The following is a 20,484-nucleotide window of genomic DNA, read 5'->3' on the forward strand; positions in this document are numbered from 1 at the left end:
ATTGTTTGGGGAGATGGTCGGTCAGCGCTGGCCGTTACCGAAACAGCCATTCCATATCGTCCTCTTCCTCACGCCACCTTATTTGCTGCTGATCCCAGCGGGCCGCCAGATAGGGTTTGAGGGTCTGCAGGGTGGTGATCTCGGCCAGCTGGGCAGTCAGGTGGTCGATATCACGCAGCAAATAGTCCCGATGTTCGGCAAAGGCCTGCTCGGTCTTTTTCTTGGATGATTGCTTGAATTTGTGCAGCACCGCGCCCATTAGCCCGTCTTGCCCGCCGTAGTAGCTGACTTCGAGCTCGCGTAGCTGGCGTTTCAGCATCGGGTTGAGGTAAGCGAGGTTCTCGTCACTGAGCAGGTTATCGAACTCGGGTAGGTGAGCGTGGGCCAGCTGTAACAGGGTGAACATCTCTTTGTTTTCCCAAGCCTGACTGAGTTGGCCCATGATGCGGGTCTTTTCCGCCTGCATGGCGGGGTCGGGTTCCCGATCCGGGTGCAGCGCCAGGGCGAGCTTGCGATAGAGCTGCTTGAGGCTGGATTTGCTGAACAGCTGTTCGATGCGCATCTCTTCCTCTTGCTCACGACGGGTGCGCGTGTGGGCAAAAGCATCTTGCTGCTCAGCGCCGAAGGGGGACTCATCGGCAAACAACTCATCATCGTCGAAGAGGGCATCCTCTTCCTCACCAGCGGTGTCACTCCCGTTGGCCATTTTCTGCTTCGCCGCGTTTATCAGGTACTCGTGCAACAGAGCGGGGTTTTTGACCATATCGCGCAAGGTGTCGATGTCTTCGGGGCAGTGACCACAAGTTTCCATCAGCATATGGGTAAGTTCATCACACTGATAGTCGAGCTGTTCGTCATCCATGTGCAGGGCGGTATTGGTTTGGATTTGGTGATAGAGGGGGGCCAAATCCATCTCGCCACGAAACGGATTGGACTCGAGATAGTTGATGAGATCGTGGATCCAGTGGTGCAAGGTCTCCCGTTGCCACTGGGTAAAGCTCTTGCGAGCCGTAAAGTCGGTCAGTCGCTTGGTGAGGGCAAAGATGAGCTCGCATTGTTGACGCTCAAGGGGTTCGATGTCGCTGGTGAAGCGCTGATAGATATCGCGGCCGTTGAGGGTTTGCTTGTCGATTTTTGCCTGTAGCTTTTCGAGCGCTTGCCAGTTGCGGTGGAAGAGATCGAGGGCGGGGTTACCCGTCGTGGGGGAGGGCTGGCGAGCGGGCTGCTTGCGAGCTGGATTACGAAGAGACATAGGCCGCCTCCATAGGCGTTATTTTGTTCGCTAAAACAAAAAAACCGGCGCGGGGCCGGTTTATCGCCGCGCATAAATAGCGCGAAGTCTGCCTTGCAGATGAGTTGCTGGCCATATTAAAGCCTTTCTTACGCAACAGATAGCAACAACAGAGAAATAATGGGGTGGCTGATGGGGCTCGAACCCACGACAACCGGAATCACAATCCGGGACTCTACCAACTGAGCTACAACCACCACTGAAATCATCGCCATTTTGTGTCTGCCAAGGCCTGGCCAAGGTCATCCTGAGATAATCTGCCGAATGGACGATAAGTCACACTCTTCATCAATAACTCAATGATTTAAAACACATTTTAAATGGCGCGCCCTGCAGGATTCGAACCTGCGACCCACGGCTTAGAAGGCCGTTGCTCTATCCGACTGAGCTAAGGGCGCGTTGTATCAAGAAATCCGGGGATTTCCCGATGAACCTGGTCGGTGATAAAGGATTCGAACCTTTGACCCTCTGGTCCCAAACCAGATGCGCTACCGGGCTGCGCTAATCACCGAAAATTCGCCATCCAGCATACCTTCGGCGGCACCACTGGGCAACGGGCGGGCATCATACCCAAGCGCCAAAGTCAGCGTCAACGACTTTTTCCGCCAGTAAATTCAAGTGCCTACTTATTGCCCTCCCTGCGAGAGCCGCTAACACCCGCGCCAAAAAAATGCGACAATGCGCCGCAGTTGAACACATGGTGAGTGAAGAACGATGTCTGCCAAAATCATTGATGGAAAACAGGTTGCGCAAACGATTCGCAATCAGGTCGCCGCGCAAGTCCAACAGCGGTTGGCGCAGGGGAAACGGGCACCGGGTCTGGCGGTGATCCTGGTGGGGCTGGATCCGGCCTCCCAAGTCTATGTGGGCAGCAAACGTCGCGCTTGTGAAGAGGTGGGATTTGTCTCCCGCTCCTATGACCTCAGCGCCACGGCGACACAAGCAGAGCTGCTGTCCCTGATCGACCAGCTCAACGAGGATCCGGAAGTGGACGGCATCCTGGTGCAGTTGCCCTTGCCGGCCCACTGCGATACCACCCAGGTGCTGGAGCGCATTCGTCCCGACAAGGACGTTGATGGCTTCCATCCCTACAACGTGGGTCGTCTGGCCCAGCGGATCCCGGCGTTGCGACCCTGCACCCCCAAGGGGATCATGACCCTGATCGAGACCACAGGCGTCAAGACCCATGGTCTGCATGCGGTGGTGGTCGGGGCTTCCAACATCGTGGGGCGCCCCATGACGCTGGAGCTGCTGCTGGCCGGTTGCACCACCACCACCTGTCACCGCTTCACCCAGGATCTGGAAACCCAGGTGCGCCGGGCCGACTTGCTGGTGGTGGCGGTGGGCAAGCCCAACTTCATTCCGGGGGAGTGGGTCAAACCCGGTGCCCTGGTGATCGACGTGGGCATCAACCGCCTTGCGGACGGCTCCCTGGTGGGAGATGTGGAGTATGAGACCGCGCGCAATCACGCCGCCTTCATCACGCCGGTACCGGGGGGCGTGGGCCCCATGACGGTCGCCAGCCTGATGGAGAACACCCTGAGCGCCTGCCAGGATTACCACGACGCCTGATGAGGGCGCCGGGCAGAAAAGAGAAAGGGAAGGCATTGCCTTCCCTTTTTTTATTGCGTCACTCGCCCGGATCGCTATTGGGTATCAGAGGAGGGCCAGGGCGGCGGCCAGATCGGCAATCAGATCGTCGGCGTCTTCCACCCCGATGCTGAAGCGGATGAGATCGTCATTGACCCCGGCAGCGAGGCGGCTCGCCTCGTCCATGGCTGCGTGGGTGGTGCTGGCCGGATGGCAGGCGAGACTCTCGAGATCGCCGAGGCTCACCGCCTGCACGAAGAGTTGCAGGTTGTCGAGCAGGGTGGCGCAGCGCTCAAACCCGCCTTCCAGCTCGATGCTCACCATGCCGCCAAAGCCGCTGGCGAAGGCGCCGAGGGCATCGTGGCCCGGATGGCTGGCAAGGCCCGGGTAGATCACCTTCTTCACCGCTGGGTGGGCATCCAGGAACTCGGCCACCTTCTGGGCGTTGTGCAGGTGGGCATCCATGCGCAGGGGAAGGGTCTTGACCCCCCGTTGCAGCAGGTAGGCCTCCTGCGGGCCGATGGGAGAGCCGATGTGCTTGAGGGCCACGGTGCGAATCGACTTCATCAGCTCATGACGACCCGCCACCACCCCGGCGATGATGTCGCCGTGACCGCCCAGATACTTGGTGCCGCTGTGCATGACGATGTCGATGCCAAGCTCGAGCGGGCGCAGCAGATAGGGGGTGAGGAAGGTGTTGTCACACACCGTGATGGCACCCACCTTGCGGGCCGCCTCCACCACCACCCGCGGATCCACCACCTTGAGGGTGGGATTGGTCAGGGTTTCAAAGAGTACCACCTTGGTGGCGGGGCGGATGTTGGCCAGCAGCGCCTGATCGCTCTCGTAGGCGGTGATCTTGATGCCGGCGCGGCTGAAGGTCTGCTTGAGGAAGGCATCGGTGCCGCCGTAGAGGGGGCCGATATAGGCCACTTCATCACCGCTGTCGGCCAGGGCATACATGATGGCACTCACCGCCGCCATGCCGCTGGCCACCACCAGTGCCTCATCTGCACCTTCGAGGGCTGCCAGCTTCTGCTCCAGCTCGGCGGTGGTGGGGTTGCCAAAGCGGCTGTAGATGAAGCCGGGGGCTTGACCTGCGAAGCGCTCCTTGCCCGCCTGGGCGTTGAAGTAGCTGAAGGTGCTGCTCTGGTAGAGCGGGGTGGTGAGGGCGCCGGTCTGGGGATCGATCCGCTGGCCGCTGTGCACGCTCATGGTCTTGAATTTCATTTTTTTACTCCGTCATTGTCAGGTCGTTGCCCGACTGCTTGTGTTATCCGGGGCGCCGTCGCGCCCCTTTTTTAATGTCGAGTGGCGGGTTGTCAGACTAGCGCTGGCTCGCGCTGCGGCTCGCCTGCATAGTGGCGGGCCGCCACATCCGGGTGGGAGCGCAGCCTCCCCTTGAGCACGTTCTCCCCCACCTGATAAAAGAGCGGGTTGGCGGGATCGCTCTGGGGCCCTTCGGCCAGCGCCGCCAGCTCGGGGGAGAGGCTAAGCAGTGGCACAGTCGCATCCAGCCTTGCCGCCATGAAGAAGGCGCAGGAGAGGCGCGATACCCCGGGAGGGGGGCTCACCACCCGGTGCAGGGTGGCCTTGAGGTAGCCGTCGGACGCGAGCTCCAGCAGCTCGCCGATGTTGACCACCAGGGCGCCCGGCAGGGGGGGCGCGGGGATCCAGCCATCCGCCGTCTCCACTTCGAGCCCGGAGTGATCGTCCTGCATCACCAGCGTCAGGTAGCCGGGATCCTTGTGGGCACCTACCCCCTGACCACTGCTGCCTTCCGGTTGTCCGGGGTAGTGAATGAGCTTCATGTGCTGGTAGGGGGCACCGCGAATGCTCTCGTCAAATACGCCGGCGGGCTGCCCCAGCACCTCTGCGAAAGCGTCCAGCAGGGTGAGGGTGATGTCGCTCAGTCGATCCTGCCATGCCAGCAGACGTGTCTTCATCTCGGGCAGGGCGGCGGGCCACTGGTTGGGGCCGATGAGGCGCTGCCAGGGTTCACGAATGTGCGCCACAGGCAGGGCCTGGGCCTCGTTCATGATATCGAACTGCTCCCGCAGATCCGGCCGTGCCCGGGTGAGCTCTGCCCCCACCTGGTTGTAGCCGCGAAAGTGGGGGGAGTGGACCATCTGCACCGCCAGTTTTTCTTCAAGTGACAGGGCGAAGAAGCGGGCGGCGAGCGCCAGGGTCTCCTGGCGCGCCGATTCGCTCAGATCATGGCCCACCAGATAGAAAAAGCCCACTTCGCGGGCGGCCTGGCCAAGCTGCGCCAGCATCTGGCTGCGTGCAGCCGGGGTGCCCTTGAGGGCGGCGAGATCGATGATCGGCAATGATGGGGTGGTCATGGGCATCTCCTCACTTTCCGTGAACGGGGTCTGCGTGCCCCGGCGTGCGGGGTGTGGCGAAACCGGGGCGCACTCTTCTTGAGTGGCGCCGTTTGGGTTGAGGGTGATGCTACTGTTCGAGGTTATAAGGTGGAAGCAACAAAATATTCTTAGTTATATACAAAATTCGAAATGGAATTCGGACTTGAGCGAATAGAACGAGCATCGGGCGGCTCCGGCGGCGATCTGCCGTACCGGGTGAGAGCAACATTGGCGTGACGGGATAGACGCGGGAGAGAAAAGACGGAGGGAGGCATCCGCCTCCCTCCGTGTGACTGTCATGGAAAGGGTTGCTGGCGCACCTTTCCTCAATAACCCAGGGTGAAACGCTGGCGCAGGTGAGCCGGTGCTTGCGCCTCGTTCAGCACCCCGTCCGCCAGATCGCCGACCGTGATCCCGGCGGGCTGCTCGCCGCTGAACAGTACCTGATCCGTGCCAAGGCGGTAACCGCCGCGCTTCTCGCCGGGTTCGAGGAACACCGGTGGGGAGACGAAACGCCAGTCGAGGGTGGTTTCCCGGCGAAGGGCGATGAGACCGTCCCGGGCCGCGAGGGCCCCTTGCTTCCACTCTGCCGGGAACTCCGGGGTGTCCACCAGCTGCACGCCCGGGGCGATTTCCAGACTGCCGGCACCGCCGACCACCAGCAGCCAGCTCCCGGCGTCGTTGGCGGCGGCCACGATGGCGCTGGCCCCCTTGAGGTACTGATCGTAGATGTTCGGGGCACTCCAGCCCGGGTTGTAGGCACTGATCACCCGATCGTGCCCCTTGAGCACCTTGGCCAGTGCCTGGCTGTCCTGGGCGTCCACCACCACGGCGGTGACCAGGGGATGGGCGGCGACCTTGCTCACGTCACGCACGATGGCGGTGACCTGATGACCGCGGCTGACGGCCTCCTGGAGGATGGCTGAACCGACAAAACCGCTGGCACCGATGAGGGCAATCTTCATGGGAATTCTCCTTCACTGTGGGAATGGGGCTATCCTACGCCCCCGAGTGTGATTTAATAATCCACTTAAAATTGCATTCACTTGTAAGCAGGGCTTCATAATGGATCAGCTCAGACGCTACGCCATCTTCGCCGCCGTGGTGGAGGCGGACAGCATGACCGGCGCCGCCAAGGCCCTCGGCATGACCCCGTCCGCCGTCAGCCAGCATATCAGTCAACTGGAGAGCCAGCTCGGCCTGCCCCTGCTGCACCGCTCCACCCGCCGCCTCAGCCTGACCGAAGCGGGGGAGGTGGTGTGGCAGGGTTGCCAGTCGTTGCAGCAGATCCTGAACGACACCGAGCTGCGCCTCTCGGAGGTGCGCGACAGCCTGCTCGGAGAAGTGCGGATCACCGCGCCGGTGGGGATGGCGGGCCAGCCCCTGGCGCGGGCGCTCTCGCCGCTGCTGCAGGCGCACCCCGGCCTGGGCATCCAGATCATTGCCGACGACGAGAAGCGGGATCTCATCAAGGATCGCATCGACGTGGCGCTGCGGGTCGGCACGCTTGAAGATTCCACCCTGGTGGCGCGCAGGCTGGGTCAGACCCGGATGCTGCTGTGTGCCTCGCCCGCCTATCTGGCACGCAAGGGCACGCCGCGCAGCCCGGCGGATCTGCTGGCCCACGACTGGCTGGCCTCGGACATGCTGGGGGGCGGGATACTGCTGCTGGACGAAAAGGGGGAGGCCCACAAGATCAAGCCCAAGCCCAGGGTGCTGTGCAACAACGTCTTGCCCCTGCGCCAGTTTACCCTGGCAGGGCAGGGGATTTCGCTGCAACCGGAAGGTGAAATAGAAGAAGATCTCGCCACCGGTCGGTTGCTCGTGCTGCTGCCGGGCTTTTTGGCCCCTCCCATGGAGATCCATGCCATCACCCCCCAGCGGGAGATCCCGGAGAAGGTGCGGCGGGTGATCAGCGCCCTTCGCATCCACTTTGCCGAGCATGGCCAGAGCCGTCTACCCTGAGCGGGGCGGGATGAATAGCCAGGCGGTGCGCCAGCCTTGCGGTCGGCGCGACACCCCTGTTTAATGTGGCCCTCCCGGGCCAGAGTGCCCTCTGCTGGCGTGGTCTCAAGCGCATCATGACACCGACTTCTCCCCACCCACTCCGTGAGCCGACACCCGAGGCGCGCACCCACCTCACCCGCATCGAGCGAGTGCTCGACTATATCCATGCCAATCTGGATCAGCCGCTCTCCCTGGAGGCGTTGGCCCGGCAGAGCTGCTGGTCCCGCTGGCAGTTGCAACGGGTATTCCTGCATGAGACGGGCCAGACGGTGGCTCACTATGTGCGCGAGCTGAAGCTGAGCATGGCGGCGGAGGCGCTACTCTCCACCCGGCTGCGGGTGCTGGATGTGGCGCTGGATCACGGGTTTGGCTCGGAAGTGAGTTTCAGCCGCGCCTTCAAGCAGCAATTTGGCTGCTCGCCGCTGGCGTATCGCAAGCGGGCCCTGCGGCTGGGGTTGCGCACGCCCCTGGTGCGGGCGGCGGTCCCCCGCTCTGCCTCTCCCAACCTGGTGCAGGTGCGCATAGAGAGCCTGCCGGCGTTCACCTTGTTGGGGGTCAGGGGCACGATTCGGGGGTTGTTCGATGCCTCACCGGATTTTCAGCAGACGGTGCCCGCCATCTGGCGAGCGCTGCGCGAGACGGGGGCGCTGGGCTTGTCGAGGGAATGGCTGGGGGTGGTGGATGTGTCGGGGGCAGGGGAGCGGCTGCCTTACTGGGCCGGAGTGGCCACGACGGCGCCTACGCCCCCCGGCCTGTCGAGTCTCAACGTGCCGGCCCAGGAGTATGCCGTGCTCACCCACAAAGGACCCATTGCCCAGCTGGGGGAGAGCCTGCACTGGTTCATCCTGCACTGGCTGCCGGAGTCGGCATACCGGGGGCTGGACGGTTTCGAACTGGAGCGCTATGCCCCCGGCTTTGACGGCCAGCAGCCCGACGCCACCATGGAGTACTGGCTGCCCGTCGCCCCCCGTTAGGGAAGGAGGCTCATTTCGGCATGGGGCCGGGATGGCTCCGGGCGTGTGGCGTTGGCCAGGAGATCAGTGAACTGGGCCGGTGGCAGCGGCTTGGCGAAGTAGAAGCCCTGCAAGTAGTCGATGCCATAGTGGCGTGCCATCTCGACCTGCTCCTGGGTCTCCACCCCCTCGGCGACCAGAGCCAGCCCCATGCGATGGGCGAGATCCAGGATGTTTTCGACGATATGGCGGGAGGGGCCTTCCTCTTTCATTCCCTTGATAAAGCTGCGATCGATTTTGATGATGTCCACATGGAACATCTGCAGATAGCAGAGGCTGGAGTGGCCGGTGCCAAAGTCATCGATGGCGATGAGCACGCCCAGCTCGTCCAGGGCATCGAAGATGGCGCGGGTCTGCTCGTCCGCATCCACCATCTCCCGCTCCGTCACCTCGAGCACCAGACGCAGATCCTGACCCGGGAAGGCGCGGAGAAAGTCGCGGCACTCGGCGACGATGTCCCGGTTTTTGAAGTGCTGGGCGCAGACATTGACGGCGACGTGAAAGCCGGGGGGCAGCCTGTCGGCTACCTCGAGCAGATAATCCCGGGTCTGGGCCATCAACTGGCGAGTCATCGGCACTATGTAGCCGCACTCCTCCGCGAGGGGGATGAAGTGGTTGGGGGCAATCATCCCTTGTGTGGGATGACGCCAGCGCATCAGCACTTCCTTGTAACCGTTGAGCGCCACCAGGCGATAGGGATGAGCGGTGGGATCGCTCTGTTGCAGACGTTGTCCCCCTTCCAGCAGGCGGGCTGCTGGCAGGGTCCTGCCGTGGCCATCGAGGGCCTGGTCCCCGAGGAGGAAGAAGAGGTTGTCCTCCCCCATCACGGCCTGCAAGGCGCCGAAGATGTGGAAGCCGTCCAGCTCCACCAGCAGGGTGCGATCGCCGGATGGCTTGGTATTGTCTCAATCAGGGCTGATAAAAGGGTGGGTATGCTATCGCCTCATTTATCAATAGCGATTGACCAGGATCAACAAGGGGAGGGCACACACGACCATACTTGTCAGATGAGTGTAAATATGGTGGTGAAAATGCCGCCATGTTCTGAATATGTGATGGTTACTTTCTAATTGGCTGTGCAAGTGAAGGCGGTGTCCTTCATCAGGCGGCCATGATGGGTGTTCCCTGAGAGCCTCGACGGCGTCGCCATGTTGCCTCCGATAGCAGATGGCATGCCTGCCACCCTCGCTTTCCCCGCTGCCGCGCCAACATGCCCCAAATTGTTAATATCGGGGCAAAATAGAACAATAAAATGCAAATGATATTTGTTACTATTCACATGCAGTAAGTAATCGAGGATCAGATGCAGCTTGTTCACCCCCCTTTGACCCTGGTCGCCGTGACCATCTCCACCCTGCTTGCAGGCTCTGTACAGGCCGCCGCGTCCGACAGCCAGGATACGGCCACCGCCGACGAGACCCTGACCGTGCTCGGCCAGACCTATCGCAACACCGCGACCAAGACCCGGCTCGACCCCATCGAGACGCCCCAGGCCATCTCGGTGGTGGATGGGGAGACCCTGTCGCTGCGCGGTGTCAGCTCGGTGAGCGAGGCGCTGCGCTACGTGCCCGGCGTCAACACCGAGCTGCGGGGCGGGGCGGTCAACCGGCTGGATCTGTTCAACATCCGTGGCTTTGACAACTACCAGAACTTCTATGACGGCCTGCTGCTCCAGTACAACGACTGGAACCTGCAACCCCAGATCGATCCGGTGGCCATCGAGCAGCTGGAGGTGTTCAAGGGGCCGACATCGGTGCTCTATGGCAGCATGCCCCCCGGCGGCATGGTCAACCTCATCGCCAAGCGCCCCCAGCGGGAGAGCAAGCACAACGTGAGCGTGGCGACCGGCACGGGCACCCTCAAGGAGATGACCCTCGACAGCACCGGTGCCATCAACGAGCAGCTCGCCTATCGGCTGGTGGGACTGGCCCGGGAGAAGGATGGCCAGGCGGTGACCTCGAAGGAGGAGCGCTATGTCTTTGCGCCGTCCCTGGACTGGCAGCTCGGCGAGCGTACCCTGCTGAACCTCAACCTTTACTACCAGAAGGATCCCGAGGCCGGCATCTACACCACTGTGCCCGCCAGCGGCTCGGCCAAGCCCAATCCCCTGGGGCAGCTTGGCAGCGACACCTTCCTTGGTGACGAGAACTGGAACGAGTACAACCGGGATGTGACCCTGCTGGGCTACAAGCTGAGCCACGACTTCAACGAGCGCTGGCAGGTGCTGCAAAATGCCCGCTACATGGATGCGTCCGCCTATCAGCGCAACACCTACAACGCGGCCCTGGCGGCGGACAACCGCACCCTGGCCCGCAACGCCTATCTCACCGATGAAGACTCCCGGGGCGTTGTCATCGACAACCAGCTGGCGGGCAAGGTGCAGACGGGCTCTGCCCAGCACAACCTGCTGCTCGGGGTCGATTACCAGTACCTGGATGCCCATATCCTCTACCGGGATACCCTCGACTACTCGGCGCCCAGCATCGACATTTTCAACCCGAACCATAGCCAGATAGTCCCAGAGGTACTCACTTTCAACTACCAGGATAAAAAGGTGATCCGTCAGTCCCAGACCGGCGTCTATCTGCAGGATCAGGTGCGCCTCGATCGGCTGGTGGCCATCGGCGGCGCCCGCTACGACCGCTACCGGATGGACACCGACAGCCGGACCCTCTATCAGGGGGCGGACAGCCAGTCCCTGGCCCACATCGATCAGGACAACCTCTCCTTCCGTGTCGGCGCTCTCTATGAGCTGGATGGCGGCTTCTCCCCCTATGCGAGCTATGCCGAGAGTTTCGAGCCGGTGCCGGGGGCGGACAAGCAGGGTCAGGCGTTCAAACCGGCGACCGGTCATCAGTGGGAAGGGGGCGTCAAGTTCCTCTCCGACGACATGAGCAAGACGGCGACGCTGTCGGCGTTCCACATCACCAAGAAGAACGCCCTGGTGACGGATCCGGACAATGTCTACGGGCCCAAGCTGCAGACCGGGGAGACGGTCTCCAGGGGCATCGAGCTTGAGGGGAGAGCCGATCTCACCAGCCAGCTGGATCTGGCCCTCAACTACACCCTGATGGACATGGAGATCACGCGCGACACCACCACGTTGCAGGGCAAGACGCCGGTCTGGGTCCCCAGACAGATGGCGTCGCTGTGGAGCAACTACTACCCCGGCGGCAACCTCGAGGGGATGCGAGTGGGCGCCGGCCTGCGCTACGTGGGGGAGGCCGAGATGGATGCCGCCAACACCGACAAGGTACCGGACTACCTCCTGATGGACATGTCCGCCTCCTACGATCTCGCCGCCCTCAGCGCAAGCCTGAAGGGGGTAGGTGTATCACTTGGCGCCAGCAACCTGTTCAACAAGACCTACTACTCTTGCTACGACCAGAACAACTGCTGGTTCGGGGCCGAACGAAGCGTGGAGGCGCGACTCAAATACGCATTCTGACCTTGCGCCCCGGCACGCGCCCGGGGCCCTTTCAACGAATGGGCGAGGAGAGGGCGCGCGGTGTGCCGCGCGGCCTTGGCCGGGAGAAAGCGGACGCGGAACGCGCCCTCGTCTCGGATCACCAGGCCCTGTTCGCGGCGGCGGCCAGCCTGATCCCGTCCCTCAAGGGGAACCTGGTGGCGGTCGGTGACGTGCGCCCGCCACTGACGGATGCCGCCGGGGCGACGTCGGCCGAGGTGGCCGCAGCCCTCCATGCGCACTGGCAGCAGGCACACCCGGAGGCGGGGCCCGCCTACTGGCTCACCCGCAGCTGGGGCATGCTCTGCTGGCAATCCATCTATCTCGCCATGGTGGCCGTCTATCGCCATCAGGCCGTGCCTGCCCTCGACAGGCTGGGACAGGGGCATGAGGCCGGCGTGGTGTCGGGCTTTACCCTGCCGGCCGAGCCCATGATCAGAGGGGAGGCCGGCGTGTTGATCAAAACGGCCGGGGAGCGACTCCAGGCGCACTGGCAGGGGCTGTTCACCCTCCTTGGGACGGCGCAGCGGCTGCGCCCCGGTTTCGTGCGCCCGCTCCTGGCGGACGATCTGCTGGCGGCCCTGGTGCGGGTGCCCGATTTCTTCGGGGAGGTGAGTCAGGAGGAGGTGAGGGCCCATGCCCCCCTCTGGCTTGAATCCTGTGGCCTGCCGTCGGCACATCTGACGGGTTGGCGCGAGGCGGGCCTGCCCCGGGACGAAGCCTTCCCGGGCTATGTGCGCCAGCGCTGCTGCCTGCACTACAAGCGCCGGGATGGGGAGCTTTGTGGCAACTGCCCGCGAAGGCAGGGTGGGGCGAGGGGTGACGAGTGCTGATGCCCGACTCTTCGTCTGCGCGGGCAACCCGTGATGAAAGCCGCCTGATCCTGGCGGCTTTTTTGTGTCCGGCTTACTGGGCCGCCATCCGGGTGCGGATGCGCTCGAACAGGCTCTGCAGGCAGGCCTGATCTTTGTCGGCGGCGCGCACGGCGCCATACATGTGGCGGCGAATGCCCTCCCCGAGAGGGCGCGCCTCAAGCAGGCCCTGGCGCACGAACTCCTCGCTGGCCCAGCGGGGCAGGGCGGCGAGCCCGAGCCCGGCGGCGGCCATCTGCAGCATGACAGAGGTGTTGTCCACCGGTTTGCAACGGGCGGGCTCCACCCCGGCCGGTTGCAGGAAACGGCTGAACACGTCCATGCGCGCCCGCTCCACCGGGTAGACCAGCAGCACCTCCGGCCGCAGATCGTCCGGTGCGATGCGCCGCTGCTGGCAGAGGGGGTGATCCGGCGCCATCACCAGGGTGAGATCGAAGGCGAACAGCGGCTCGAAGTGAAGATCCCCGCGGGCCTGCACATCCGAGGTGAGCAGCAGGTCGAGCTGGCCGCCAAGCAGGGCATTGATGGCATCGAAACCCGGCACCGACTCCACCTCCAGATCCACGCCGGGCCACTGGCGGCGAAAGTCCGGCAACAGCGGGAGCAGCCACTGGATGCAGCTGTGGCAATCGAGGGCCAGATGCAGCCTGCCTGCCTCGCCGCTGTGCAGGGCGACCAGCTGGCGCTCGGTCTGGGCCAGGGCGGGCAGCACCTGACGGGCCAGGGCCAGCAGATGCTGGCCTGCCGCCGTCAGCACCAGAGGGCGGCTTTTTCGAAGAAACAGCTCCAGATTGAGGCGGGTCTCCAGCTCCTTGAGCTGGTGGGAGAGGGCGGACTGGGTGAGGTTGAGGGTGAGTGCGGCCCCGGCCAGGGACCCTTGCTCGGCCAGGGCGCTGATGGTCTTCAGGTGTTTGAGATCGATGCCCAGATTGCTGCTCTGAGGGGGGCTGGATGGGGTGGGCGCGACCATGGCACTGCTCCTTTGTGCGTCAGTTGAGAAATTCTTGAGAGCCAGTTGAAGAGGATTCAATAGCCAAGGTCACCTTATCTTGTCATTTTGGATGTGTAAACATCTGGATGGCCAAACAATCCAGATCCTCATCAGATAAACGAGCATAAGGAATGGAACCTATGACCTGCGCACACACCCTGGGCTTTCCCCGTATCGGCGCCAAGCGCGAACTGAAATTTGCCCTCGAATCCTACTGGCGTGGCGAAACCACCCAGGCCGAGCTGGTCGCCGTGGGCAAGAGCCTGCGTGAGCGCCACTGGCAGGCCCAGCGTACCGCCGGGGTCAACCTGCTGCCGGTGGGGGATTTTGCCTGGTACGATCAGGTGCTGGGTACCAGCCTGCTGGTGGACGCCGTGCCTGCCCGTCACCGCCACGGCGACACCGGCCTCGACACCCTGTTCCGGGTGGCCCGTGGCCGTGCGCCGACCGGCCCGGCGGCGGCCGCTGCCGAGATGACCAAGTGGTTCAACACCAACTACCACTACCTGGTGCCGGAATTTTACCGTGACCAGCGCTTCAAGCTGGGCTGGAGCCAGCTCTTTGACGAGGTGGAAGAGGCGAAGGCCCTTGGGCTGCCGGTCAAGGCGGTGTTGCTGGGCCCCGTCTCCTACCTCTGGCTTGGCAAGGAGAAAGAGAGCGGCTTCTCCCGTCTCGAACTGCTGGATCGCCTGCTGATCGTCTACCAGGAGATCCTGGCCAAACTGGCGGCCCAGGGGGTGGAGTGGGTGCAAATCGACGAACCGGCCCTGGCGCTGGACCTGCCGGACGAGTGGCGCCTGGCCTACCTCAAGGCATATGAGCGCCTGAGCGGCCCCTGCAAGCTGCTGCTCACCACCTACTTCGGGTCCGTGGCCCATCAGCGGGACATCATCACCAGTCTGAAGGTGGACGGCCTGCACCTGGATCTGGTGGCTGCCCCCGAGCAGCTCGAGACCCTGGTCCCGCACCTGCCGGCCCAGTGGGTACTCTCGGCGGGTGTCATCAACGGCCGCAACGTCTGGCGTGCCAACCTGGCCAAGCTGGCGCCGACCCTCAAGGCCTTGAAAGAAAAGCTTGGCGAGCGCCTCTGGGTGGCCTCCTCCTGTTCCTTGCTGCACAGCCCGGTGGATTTGACCCTGGAGCACGAGCTGGATCCCCAGACCCGCAGCTGGTTCGCCTTCGCCCTGCAAAAGTGCTATGAGCTGGGGCTGCTGTCCGACTACCTGGACGGTGGCGCCCTGGACAAAATCGAGGCTTACAGCCAGCCCATCGTGGATCGGGAGTCCGACAGCCGGGTTCACAAGAAGGCGGTGCAGTCGCGCCTCGCCAGCCTGACCAACAGTGACTTCGATCGCCAGAGCGCCTACCCGGTGCGTGCCGACGCGCAGCGCTCGGATCTGAAGCTGCCGCTCCTGCCCACCACCACCATCGGCTCCTTCCCGCAGACCTCTGAAATCCGGGTGCTGCGTCAGGATTGGCGTGCCGGGCGCATCGATGACCAGGCCTACGAGGCGGGCATCCAGGCCCAGATCAAGGACGCCATCGAGCGCCAGGAGGCCATCGGGCTGGACGTGCTGGTGCATGGTGAAGCGGAGCGCAACGACATGGTGGAGTATTTCGGGGAGCTGCTGGACGGCTTTGCCATCACCCGCTTTGGCTGGGTACAGAGCTATGGCTCCCGCTGCGTCAAGCCGCCGGTGATCACCCGTGACATCGACCGTCCGACCCCCATGACCCTTGAGTGGACGAAGTTTGCCCAGAGCCTGACCGACAAGCCGGTGAAGGGCATGCTGACTGGCCCCGTGACCATTCTCTGCTGGTCCTTCCCGCGGGAAGACGTGAGCCGCGAGCAGTCCGCCCTGCAGATTGGCCTCGCCATTCGCGACGAGGTGGCTGACTTGGAAGCCGCTGGCATCAAGATCATCCAGATCGACGAGCCGGCGATCCGCGAAGGGCTGCCCCTGCGCAAGCAGGATCACCAGGCCTATCTCGACTGGGCGGTGCGCGCCTTCCGCCTGAGCGCAAGCCCGGTGGTGGACAGCACCCAGATCCATACCCACATGTGTTACAGCGACTTCAACCTCATCATCGAGGCGGTGGCGGCGCTGGACGCGGATGTGATCACCATCGAAACGAGCCGCAGCCAGATGCAGTTGCTCGAAGCGTTCGAGCGCTTCAACTACCCCAACGAGATCGGCCCGGGCGTCTACGACATCCACTCGCCGAACGTACCGAGCCAGGGCTGGATTGAAGACCTCATCCGCAAGGCTGCGCAACAAATCCCGGCAGACCGGCTCTGGGTGAACCCGGACTGCGGCCTCAAGACCCGCGGCTGGGAAGAGACCACCGCCGCCCTCAAGGTGATGGTCGATGCGACCCGGGCGCTGCGCGCCGAGCTGGCCTGAGGGCTTCCATTCACCCGGACGAGCGCCCGGTGAGTGTCACCAAGACGAGAGAGGGAAGGCGACAGCCTTCCCTCTTTTTTGCATGGCCGCCCCCTAGAGGGGGATCAGGGCGGGCCGGGGTGCGGGCAGGTAGCGGGTGGGGGAAACCGACATCGTCACCGGGTGAGGGGCGCTTGCGAGCGCCTCGGCCAGCCACTGGCGGTCGAGGGGGATGGCATTGCGATCCTCGATCACCAGATTGAGGTGCTGGGCGCCCAGGCACCCGTAGCGGGCGGGGTCGGTCTGGGTAAAGAGGCCAAGACAGGGCACACCGCTGGCGGCAGCCAGGTGCAGGGGACCGGTGTCGGCGCTGACGAAGAGGGAGAGGCCGCCCGTGAAGCGGGCCAGCTCCCCCATGTTGCCAAGGGAAACGTGCACGTCCCCGAGCAGGTGCTCGGGGGCGGCGGGATCCGCGAGCTGGATCAGCAGGGCATCCGGGCTGTGACGGCGCAGATCCCCAAGCAACCGCTGCCACTGGGGCTGGGAGAGCCCCTTGCCCTTGCGAGCGCCGGTGAAAAAGCCGATCAGGGGACGGCCAGGATGGGCTCGTCGCAGCGCACTCAAGGCCGGGCTTGGCCCCTGCAACAGGCTGCCAAGGGGGATGGGTTCAGCCGGATTGCCCGGTATGCCGAGCAGTTGCAGGGGCTGGTGGGCGTAGTGGCACTCACTGTCCGCAGCCCGCGGACGCGGGAAGATGAGATCCCCGTGGCCATCGTCGAAGCCGCATTTCTCACGGGCCTGTACCCAGGCGGCGATGAAGTGATCCGTACTGGAGGCGAAGGGGACGTAGACCCTGTCGTAGTGTTGGCGGCGCAGACGCGAGAGTGCCGAGAGAGCGCCCGGCAGGTGTCTGCCCTGCAACCGGATCTGATGAATGCGCCGCAGGGGCAGATCGGCCAGGAAGGGGAGCAGGGTGGTGGGGCTGCACACCAGCTCCAGCTCGGCGTGGGGATGGGCGCGATGAAGCTGGTGCAGGAAGGGCAGCAGGAAGAGGTTGTTGCCGATGCGGTTGGTGCTGCGAATGACCAGGATCCGGCGGGGTGCCTGCGAAGAGGGCGGCAATGCGCTGCGACTGGCAAGCCAGCCGAGTAGGGTTCGCTCCAGTCCCGCCGTCCAGACCCGGCGTTGGCCGTCGAAGCGGCGCAGGGCATCGTTGAGGTGAGTCATACCGTTGGGCTCCAGTGTTGGGATGGTGTAGAGGGTGCCAGCGGACTCTTAAGACAATGTTAAGAAGGGAAAAAGCGTGCGGATGATGGCCATGGCGGAGCGGGGTGCTGGTGCGGGACGGGGGAAAGTGGCTAGAATTGCGCATTTGAAATAAATGTTATCGCCAGCGGGAGCACCATGCAGTTCAGGGATTTTTTGCCGGTATCGACCAATACCAGCGTCAAAGAGAGTTGTTACGGCGCCCTTGGCGCCTTCGTCGGCTTGCTCGGCACCGCCTTGCTGTGCCGCTGGGGGCTGGGGCTCGAGGTGCACTGGCTCATCGCCCCCATGGGGGCCTCCGCCGTGCTGCTGTTTGCCGCCCCGGCGAGCCCCCTGGCCCAGCCCTGGTCCATCCTTGTGGGCAACGGGGTGTCGGCGCTGATGGGAGTATTGAGTGCGAGCCTGGTGCCGGACATGGCTATCGCCTCGGCCCTGGCGGTGATGCTGGCCATCGCCGCCATGTTCCTCACCCGCAGCCTGCACCCGCCCGGCGGCGCCGTGGCCCTGACCGCCGTCATCGGCGGCGAGGGAGTCCGGGCGCTCGGGGTCGGCTACGTGCTGCTGCCGGTGCTGCTCAACTCCCTGTTGCTGCTGAGTCTGGGCTTGCTCTACAACCGCACTCTGGGGCGTCGTTATCCCCATGGCGGCAAGGCGGCGCCCAATCGCCACCAGACGGCGGATCCCCAGCCGAGTGCCCGACTCGCCACCCAGGACATCGACTTTGCCCTGCAAAAGCACGGGGAACTGCTGGACATCAGCCGCCAGGATCTGCAAGAGCTGCTGCAGGAGGCCCAGTTGCACGCCCTGCGCGAGCGGGTGGGGACGGTGCGTTGCCAGGATGTGATGTCGCGGGATCTCGTCGTGACGACGCCACAGGCGCTCGCCATGGAAGCGTGGCATCTGCTCTCCCACCACCAGATCAAGGCGCTGCCGGTGGTGGATGAGGGGGAGAGGCTGGTCGGCATCATCACCCTGCACGACCTGATGATCGACCGGGCGGGTCACCAGCCGAGGGCGAAGGAGGCCCTTGAGCAGCAGCAGGTCGCGGATCTGATGACCCGGGAGGTGCAGACGGCGCGGCGCTACCAGCCTCTCTACGATCTGGTGGAGGCCTTCTCCGACGGGGGGCTGCACCACATGCCGGTGGTGGAGGGGGAGCAGCTGGTGGGCATCATCACCCAGTCCGACATGGTGGCGGCCCTGTTCACCCTGGCTTTGCAGCCGGGGCTGGCGGAGGAGGTGCCCCCTGTGAGCCATAAGAATGAGCCATAAGAAACGGGCCCCTTGCGGGGCCCGTGTCATTCAGGGTCTGGGATAGACGGTCTGCCCCATGAAGACCGTCTGCTCGACCCGAGCATCGGCGATCTGCTCCGGGGTGCCGGCCTTGACCAGGGCGAACAGGTCCCTGTCCAGCACGATGAAGTCCGCCGACTTGCCCGCCTCGATGGAGCCGGTGATGTCGCCCTGACGGACCGCCCTGGCGCCGTTGATGGTGTAGGCGGCCAGCATCTCGGCAAGGGAGGTGCGCTGACTGGCCCGGAAGTCGTCGCCGCTGCCGGCCGCCTTCACTATGCCGGCGGCCATGTTCGCGAACGGGCGTGGGTCCCGGCTGTCCACCGGGGCGTCGCTGCCCGCCACCAGCACGGCGCCGGCCTGGCGCGAACGCTCGACCGGGTAGAGGGCGTCATGGAGATAGCCCATGGGGTCGTAGATGGCTTCGCTCAGGGACTGCCCTGCCTTGGTTGGCTGGATGAAGGGGCTGACCAGCATGTCGTAGGCAAGCTGGGGCGTGGTCCAGGCATAGGTGAAGGTGAGGTAGAGGCCAAGCTCGCCGAGGCGTTTCTGATCGTCCGGATGCACCACCTGCAGGTGAGCCAGGGTGTGGGGGATGCCGCTGTTCCCGTTGCTGGCGCGGGCCGCCTCCAGGGCATTGAGGGCCACCCGGGTGCTGCGATCGCCGATGCTGTGCATGTGGATGCCAAACCCGGCCCCATCCAGTGCCGTGACGTAGCGCGTCAGATCCGCCTCCTTGTAGTTGACTATGCCGTTGCTGCCCGCATCCTCGCTGTCCGCAGTGATGCTCACCTCGCCGCTGGCGGGATCCAGGGCCAGATGGGGACTGTGGTAGTTCTCCAGCATGCCGGCATTGGGCAGGAAGGGGGGGCTGGTGAAGGGATCCCCCTCCAGCACGCCGTCGAGGAAGATCTTGACCGCATCGGCCTTGATGAGGGGGTTGCCTGCGAAGGCGTCGCGCACCTGGTTCGCCTTGGCCAGGTGCCCGTCGATGTCCAGCTTGCCGCTGTAGTCATCCTGGTTGAAGCAGGTGGCGGCGGTGACGCGCATGTGCAGCAGATCCTGGTCCTGCATCTTGCGCAGCCGACCCCGGATGAAGTCGTTGGCGCAGGCATCCTGCACCCCCGTGATGCCGCGGGACGCCATCAGCTCGGAGATGGCGGGGAGTATCTTGTCATACTGGGCCGCAGCCTGTTCACCCTCCGCGCTCAGCACCCCGGTGTCGGGGACCGCAATGGCGCTGCGGGCCGCGTCCCGGACCACGCCGGTTGCGAGATCCACATAGGGGATGAAGGCCTCGAACACGCCGCCTGGAGCCAGGGTGGTGGCATTGAAGCCGACCACATTGCCCTCTTCGTCCTGTGCCTGCGCCAGCGCCTGGGAGTTGTAGCCGCCGGCATGGCCGTCGACCCCGGCCAGCATCACGGGGTTGTTCGGCGCCGCCGCATCCAGGGCCGCCAGCAGGGTGGCATGGGTGGCGGTGGGGGTGTTGCCGTCATAGGGCGACCACTGGTTGACCACCAGCCACTCCCCGGGAGCCGGGGCGTAGCGGGGCAGGCACTCGCCGATCTTGGCCGCCAGCTGATCCAGGTTGACGCTCTGGCCGTCCAGATCGCACATGTCCAGCGCCACGGTGCCGAGCAGGTGGATGTGGTTGTCGTGCAGGCCCGGCAGCACCATTTTGCCTTGCAGATCCACCACCTGGGTCGCACTGTTTTTCAAGGCCTCGGCCCCTTCGCGAGTGCCCACGTAAGTGAACTTGCCCCCTTGCACCACCATGGCCTCGGCCTGGCTGCGTTGCCCATCCTGGGTGTGGATCTTGCCGTTGAGATAGAGGGTGTTGCCGGGCGGTGGCTCACTGTTGTCTTGCTGGCAGCCGAGCAGGCCACCTAGCAGCAGGGCGATGGTGCCCAGCCTGAGATTGGGGTGTTTGCTATCCATTGCG

At 64.0% G+C, this 20,484-nt stretch carries 16 protein-coding genes and 3 tRNA genes; 7 read left to right on the top strand and 12 right to left on the bottom strand.

What is annotated here, in order from left to right:
• Positions 1–34: 34 nt before the first annotated feature.
• From I6L36_RS00760 to I6L36_RS00775, 4 genes are all read right to left on the bottom strand, one after another.
• Positions 35–1,252 carry a J domain-containing protein gene (locus I6L36_RS00760; protein WP_041211539.1) on the bottom strand — a complete coding sequence of 406 codons (1,218 nt, stop codon included), beginning with the start codon at positions 1,250–1,252 and terminating at the stop codon, positions 35–37.
• A 160-nt stretch (positions 1,253–1,412) separates the two neighbouring features.
• Positions 1,413–1,488 (bottom strand) — tRNA-His (locus I6L36_RS00765).
• 124 nt (positions 1,489–1,612) lie between these two features.
• Positions 1,613–1,689: transfer RNA gene (locus I6L36_RS00770), tRNA-Arg, on the bottom strand.
• 36 nt (positions 1,690–1,725) lie between these two features.
• A tRNA-Pro gene (locus tag I6L36_RS00775) sits at positions 1,726–1,802 on the bottom strand.
• 203 nt (positions 1,803–2,005) lie between these two features.
• Here I6L36_RS00775 and folD point away from each other — a divergent pair.
• Positions 2,006–2,863, top strand: a complete 858-nt coding sequence (gene folD / locus I6L36_RS00780) for a bifunctional methylenetetrahydrofolate dehydrogenase/methenyltetrahydrofolate cyclohydrolase FolD (RefSeq protein WP_010674955.1) — start codon at positions 2,006–2,008, stop codon at positions 2,861–2,863.
• Positions 2,864–2,947: 84 nt separating this feature from the next.
• Here the strand turns inward: folD and I6L36_RS00785 are convergent, their stop codons facing one another.
• The 3 genes from I6L36_RS00785 to I6L36_RS00795 form a co-directional block, all read right to left on the bottom strand.
• Positions 2,948–4,111, bottom strand: coding sequence for a PLP-dependent aspartate aminotransferase family protein (locus I6L36_RS00785; RefSeq protein ID WP_042863960.1), 1,164 nt, complete (start codon positions 4,109–4,111; stop codon positions 2,948–2,950).
• Between the two features lie 92 nt (positions 4,112–4,203).
• Positions 4,204–5,226: an isopenicillin N synthase family oxygenase gene (locus tag I6L36_RS00790; protein ID WP_041211537.1), complete on the bottom strand. Its 1,023-nt coding sequence runs from the start codon at positions 5,224–5,226 to the stop codon at positions 4,204–4,206.
• 347 nt (positions 5,227–5,573) lie between these two features.
• Positions 5,574–6,212, bottom strand: a complete 639-nt coding sequence (locus tag I6L36_RS00795) for an NAD(P)-dependent oxidoreductase (RefSeq protein WP_201923015.1) — start codon at positions 6,210–6,212, stop codon at positions 5,574–5,576.
• 100 nt (positions 6,213–6,312) lie between these two features.
• Here I6L36_RS00795 and I6L36_RS00800 point away from each other — a divergent pair, with 100 nt between their 5' ends.
• Positions 6,313–7,212 (top strand): LysR family transcriptional regulator, encoded by a 900-nt coding sequence (locus I6L36_RS00800; protein ID WP_201923018.1) that lies wholly within the window; start codon positions 6,313–6,315, stop codon positions 7,210–7,212.
• 116 nt (positions 7,213–7,328) lie between these two features.
• Complete coding sequence (locus I6L36_RS00805; RefSeq protein ID WP_216986937.1) at positions 7,329–8,228, top strand: AraC family transcriptional regulator; 900 nt, start codon at positions 7,329–7,331, stop codon at positions 8,226–8,228.
• Here the strand turns inward: I6L36_RS00805 and I6L36_RS00810 are convergent.
• Together I6L36_RS00810 and I6L36_RS00815 are read right to left on the bottom strand one after the other, a co-directional pair.
• A complete protein-coding gene (locus I6L36_RS00810) occupies positions 8,225–9,136 on the bottom strand; it encodes an EAL domain-containing protein (RefSeq protein ID WP_216986938.1) in 912 nt (303 codons plus the stop codon). The genes I6L36_RS00805 and I6L36_RS00810 overlap by 4 nt on opposite strands.
• Before the next feature lie 197 nt (positions 9,137–9,333).
• Complete coding sequence (locus tag I6L36_RS00815) at positions 9,334–9,585, bottom strand: hypothetical protein (RefSeq protein WP_201923027.1); 252 nt, start codon at positions 9,583–9,585, stop codon at positions 9,334–9,336.
• Here I6L36_RS00815 and I6L36_RS00820 point away from each other — a divergent pair.
• Both I6L36_RS00820 and I6L36_RS00825 read left to right on the top strand, forming a co-directional pair.
• On the top strand, positions 9,571–11,715 hold the full coding sequence (locus I6L36_RS00820) for a TonB-dependent siderophore receptor (RefSeq protein ID WP_201923030.1): 2,145 nt from the start codon (positions 9,571–9,573) through the stop codon (positions 11,713–11,715). The genes I6L36_RS00815 and I6L36_RS00820 overlap by 15 nt on opposite strands.
• A 38-nt stretch (positions 11,716–11,753) precedes the next feature.
• On the top strand, positions 11,754–12,566 hold the full coding sequence (locus I6L36_RS00825; protein WP_201923033.1) for a siderophore ferric iron reductase: 813 nt from the start codon (positions 11,754–11,756) through the stop codon (positions 12,564–12,566).
• 73 nt (positions 12,567–12,639) lie between these two features.
• On the opposite strand, the gene I6L36_RS00830 is transcribed toward I6L36_RS00825, so the two are convergent.
• Entirely contained in the window at positions 12,640–13,575 is a 936-nt protein-coding gene (locus I6L36_RS00830) for a LysR substrate-binding domain-containing protein (RefSeq protein ID WP_183149873.1), read from the bottom strand.
• A gap of 161 nt (positions 13,576–13,736) precedes the next feature.
• Here I6L36_RS00830 and metE point away from each other — a divergent pair, with 161 nt between their 5' ends.
• Positions 13,737–16,001 (top strand): 5-methyltetrahydropteroyltriglutamate--homocysteine S-methyltransferase, encoded by a 2,265-nt coding sequence (gene metE, locus I6L36_RS00835; protein WP_182936218.1) that lies wholly within the window; start codon positions 13,737–13,739, stop codon positions 15,999–16,001.
• Between the two features lie 93 nt (positions 16,002–16,094).
• Here metE and I6L36_RS00840 read toward each other — a convergent pair whose 3' ends face one another.
• Positions 16,095–17,207 (bottom strand): glycosyltransferase family 9 protein, encoded by a 1,113-nt coding sequence (locus I6L36_RS00840; RefSeq protein WP_201921955.1) that lies wholly within the window; start codon positions 17,205–17,207, stop codon positions 16,095–16,097.
• 177 nt (positions 17,208–17,384) lie between these two features.
• Between I6L36_RS00840 and I6L36_RS00845 the strand changes: the two genes are divergently transcribed.
• Entirely contained in the window at positions 17,385–18,518 is a 1,134-nt protein-coding gene (locus tag I6L36_RS00845; protein WP_201921952.1) for an HPP family protein, read from the top strand.
• A 30-nt stretch (positions 18,519–18,548) separates the two neighbouring features.
• On the opposite strand, the gene I6L36_RS00850 is transcribed toward I6L36_RS00845, so the two are convergent.
• Positions 18,549–20,480, bottom strand: coding sequence for an amidohydrolase (locus I6L36_RS00850; RefSeq protein WP_104452994.1), 1,932 nt, complete (start codon positions 20,478–20,480; stop codon positions 18,549–18,551).
• Positions 20,481–20,484: the final 4 nt, after the last annotated feature.

It is taken from the genome of Aeromonas sp. FDAARGOS 1406 (assembly GCF_019048565.1).
In the GTDB taxonomy this organism is placed as follows: domain Bacteria; phylum Pseudomonadota; class Gammaproteobacteria; order Enterobacterales; family Aeromonadaceae; genus Aeromonas; species Aeromonas caviae.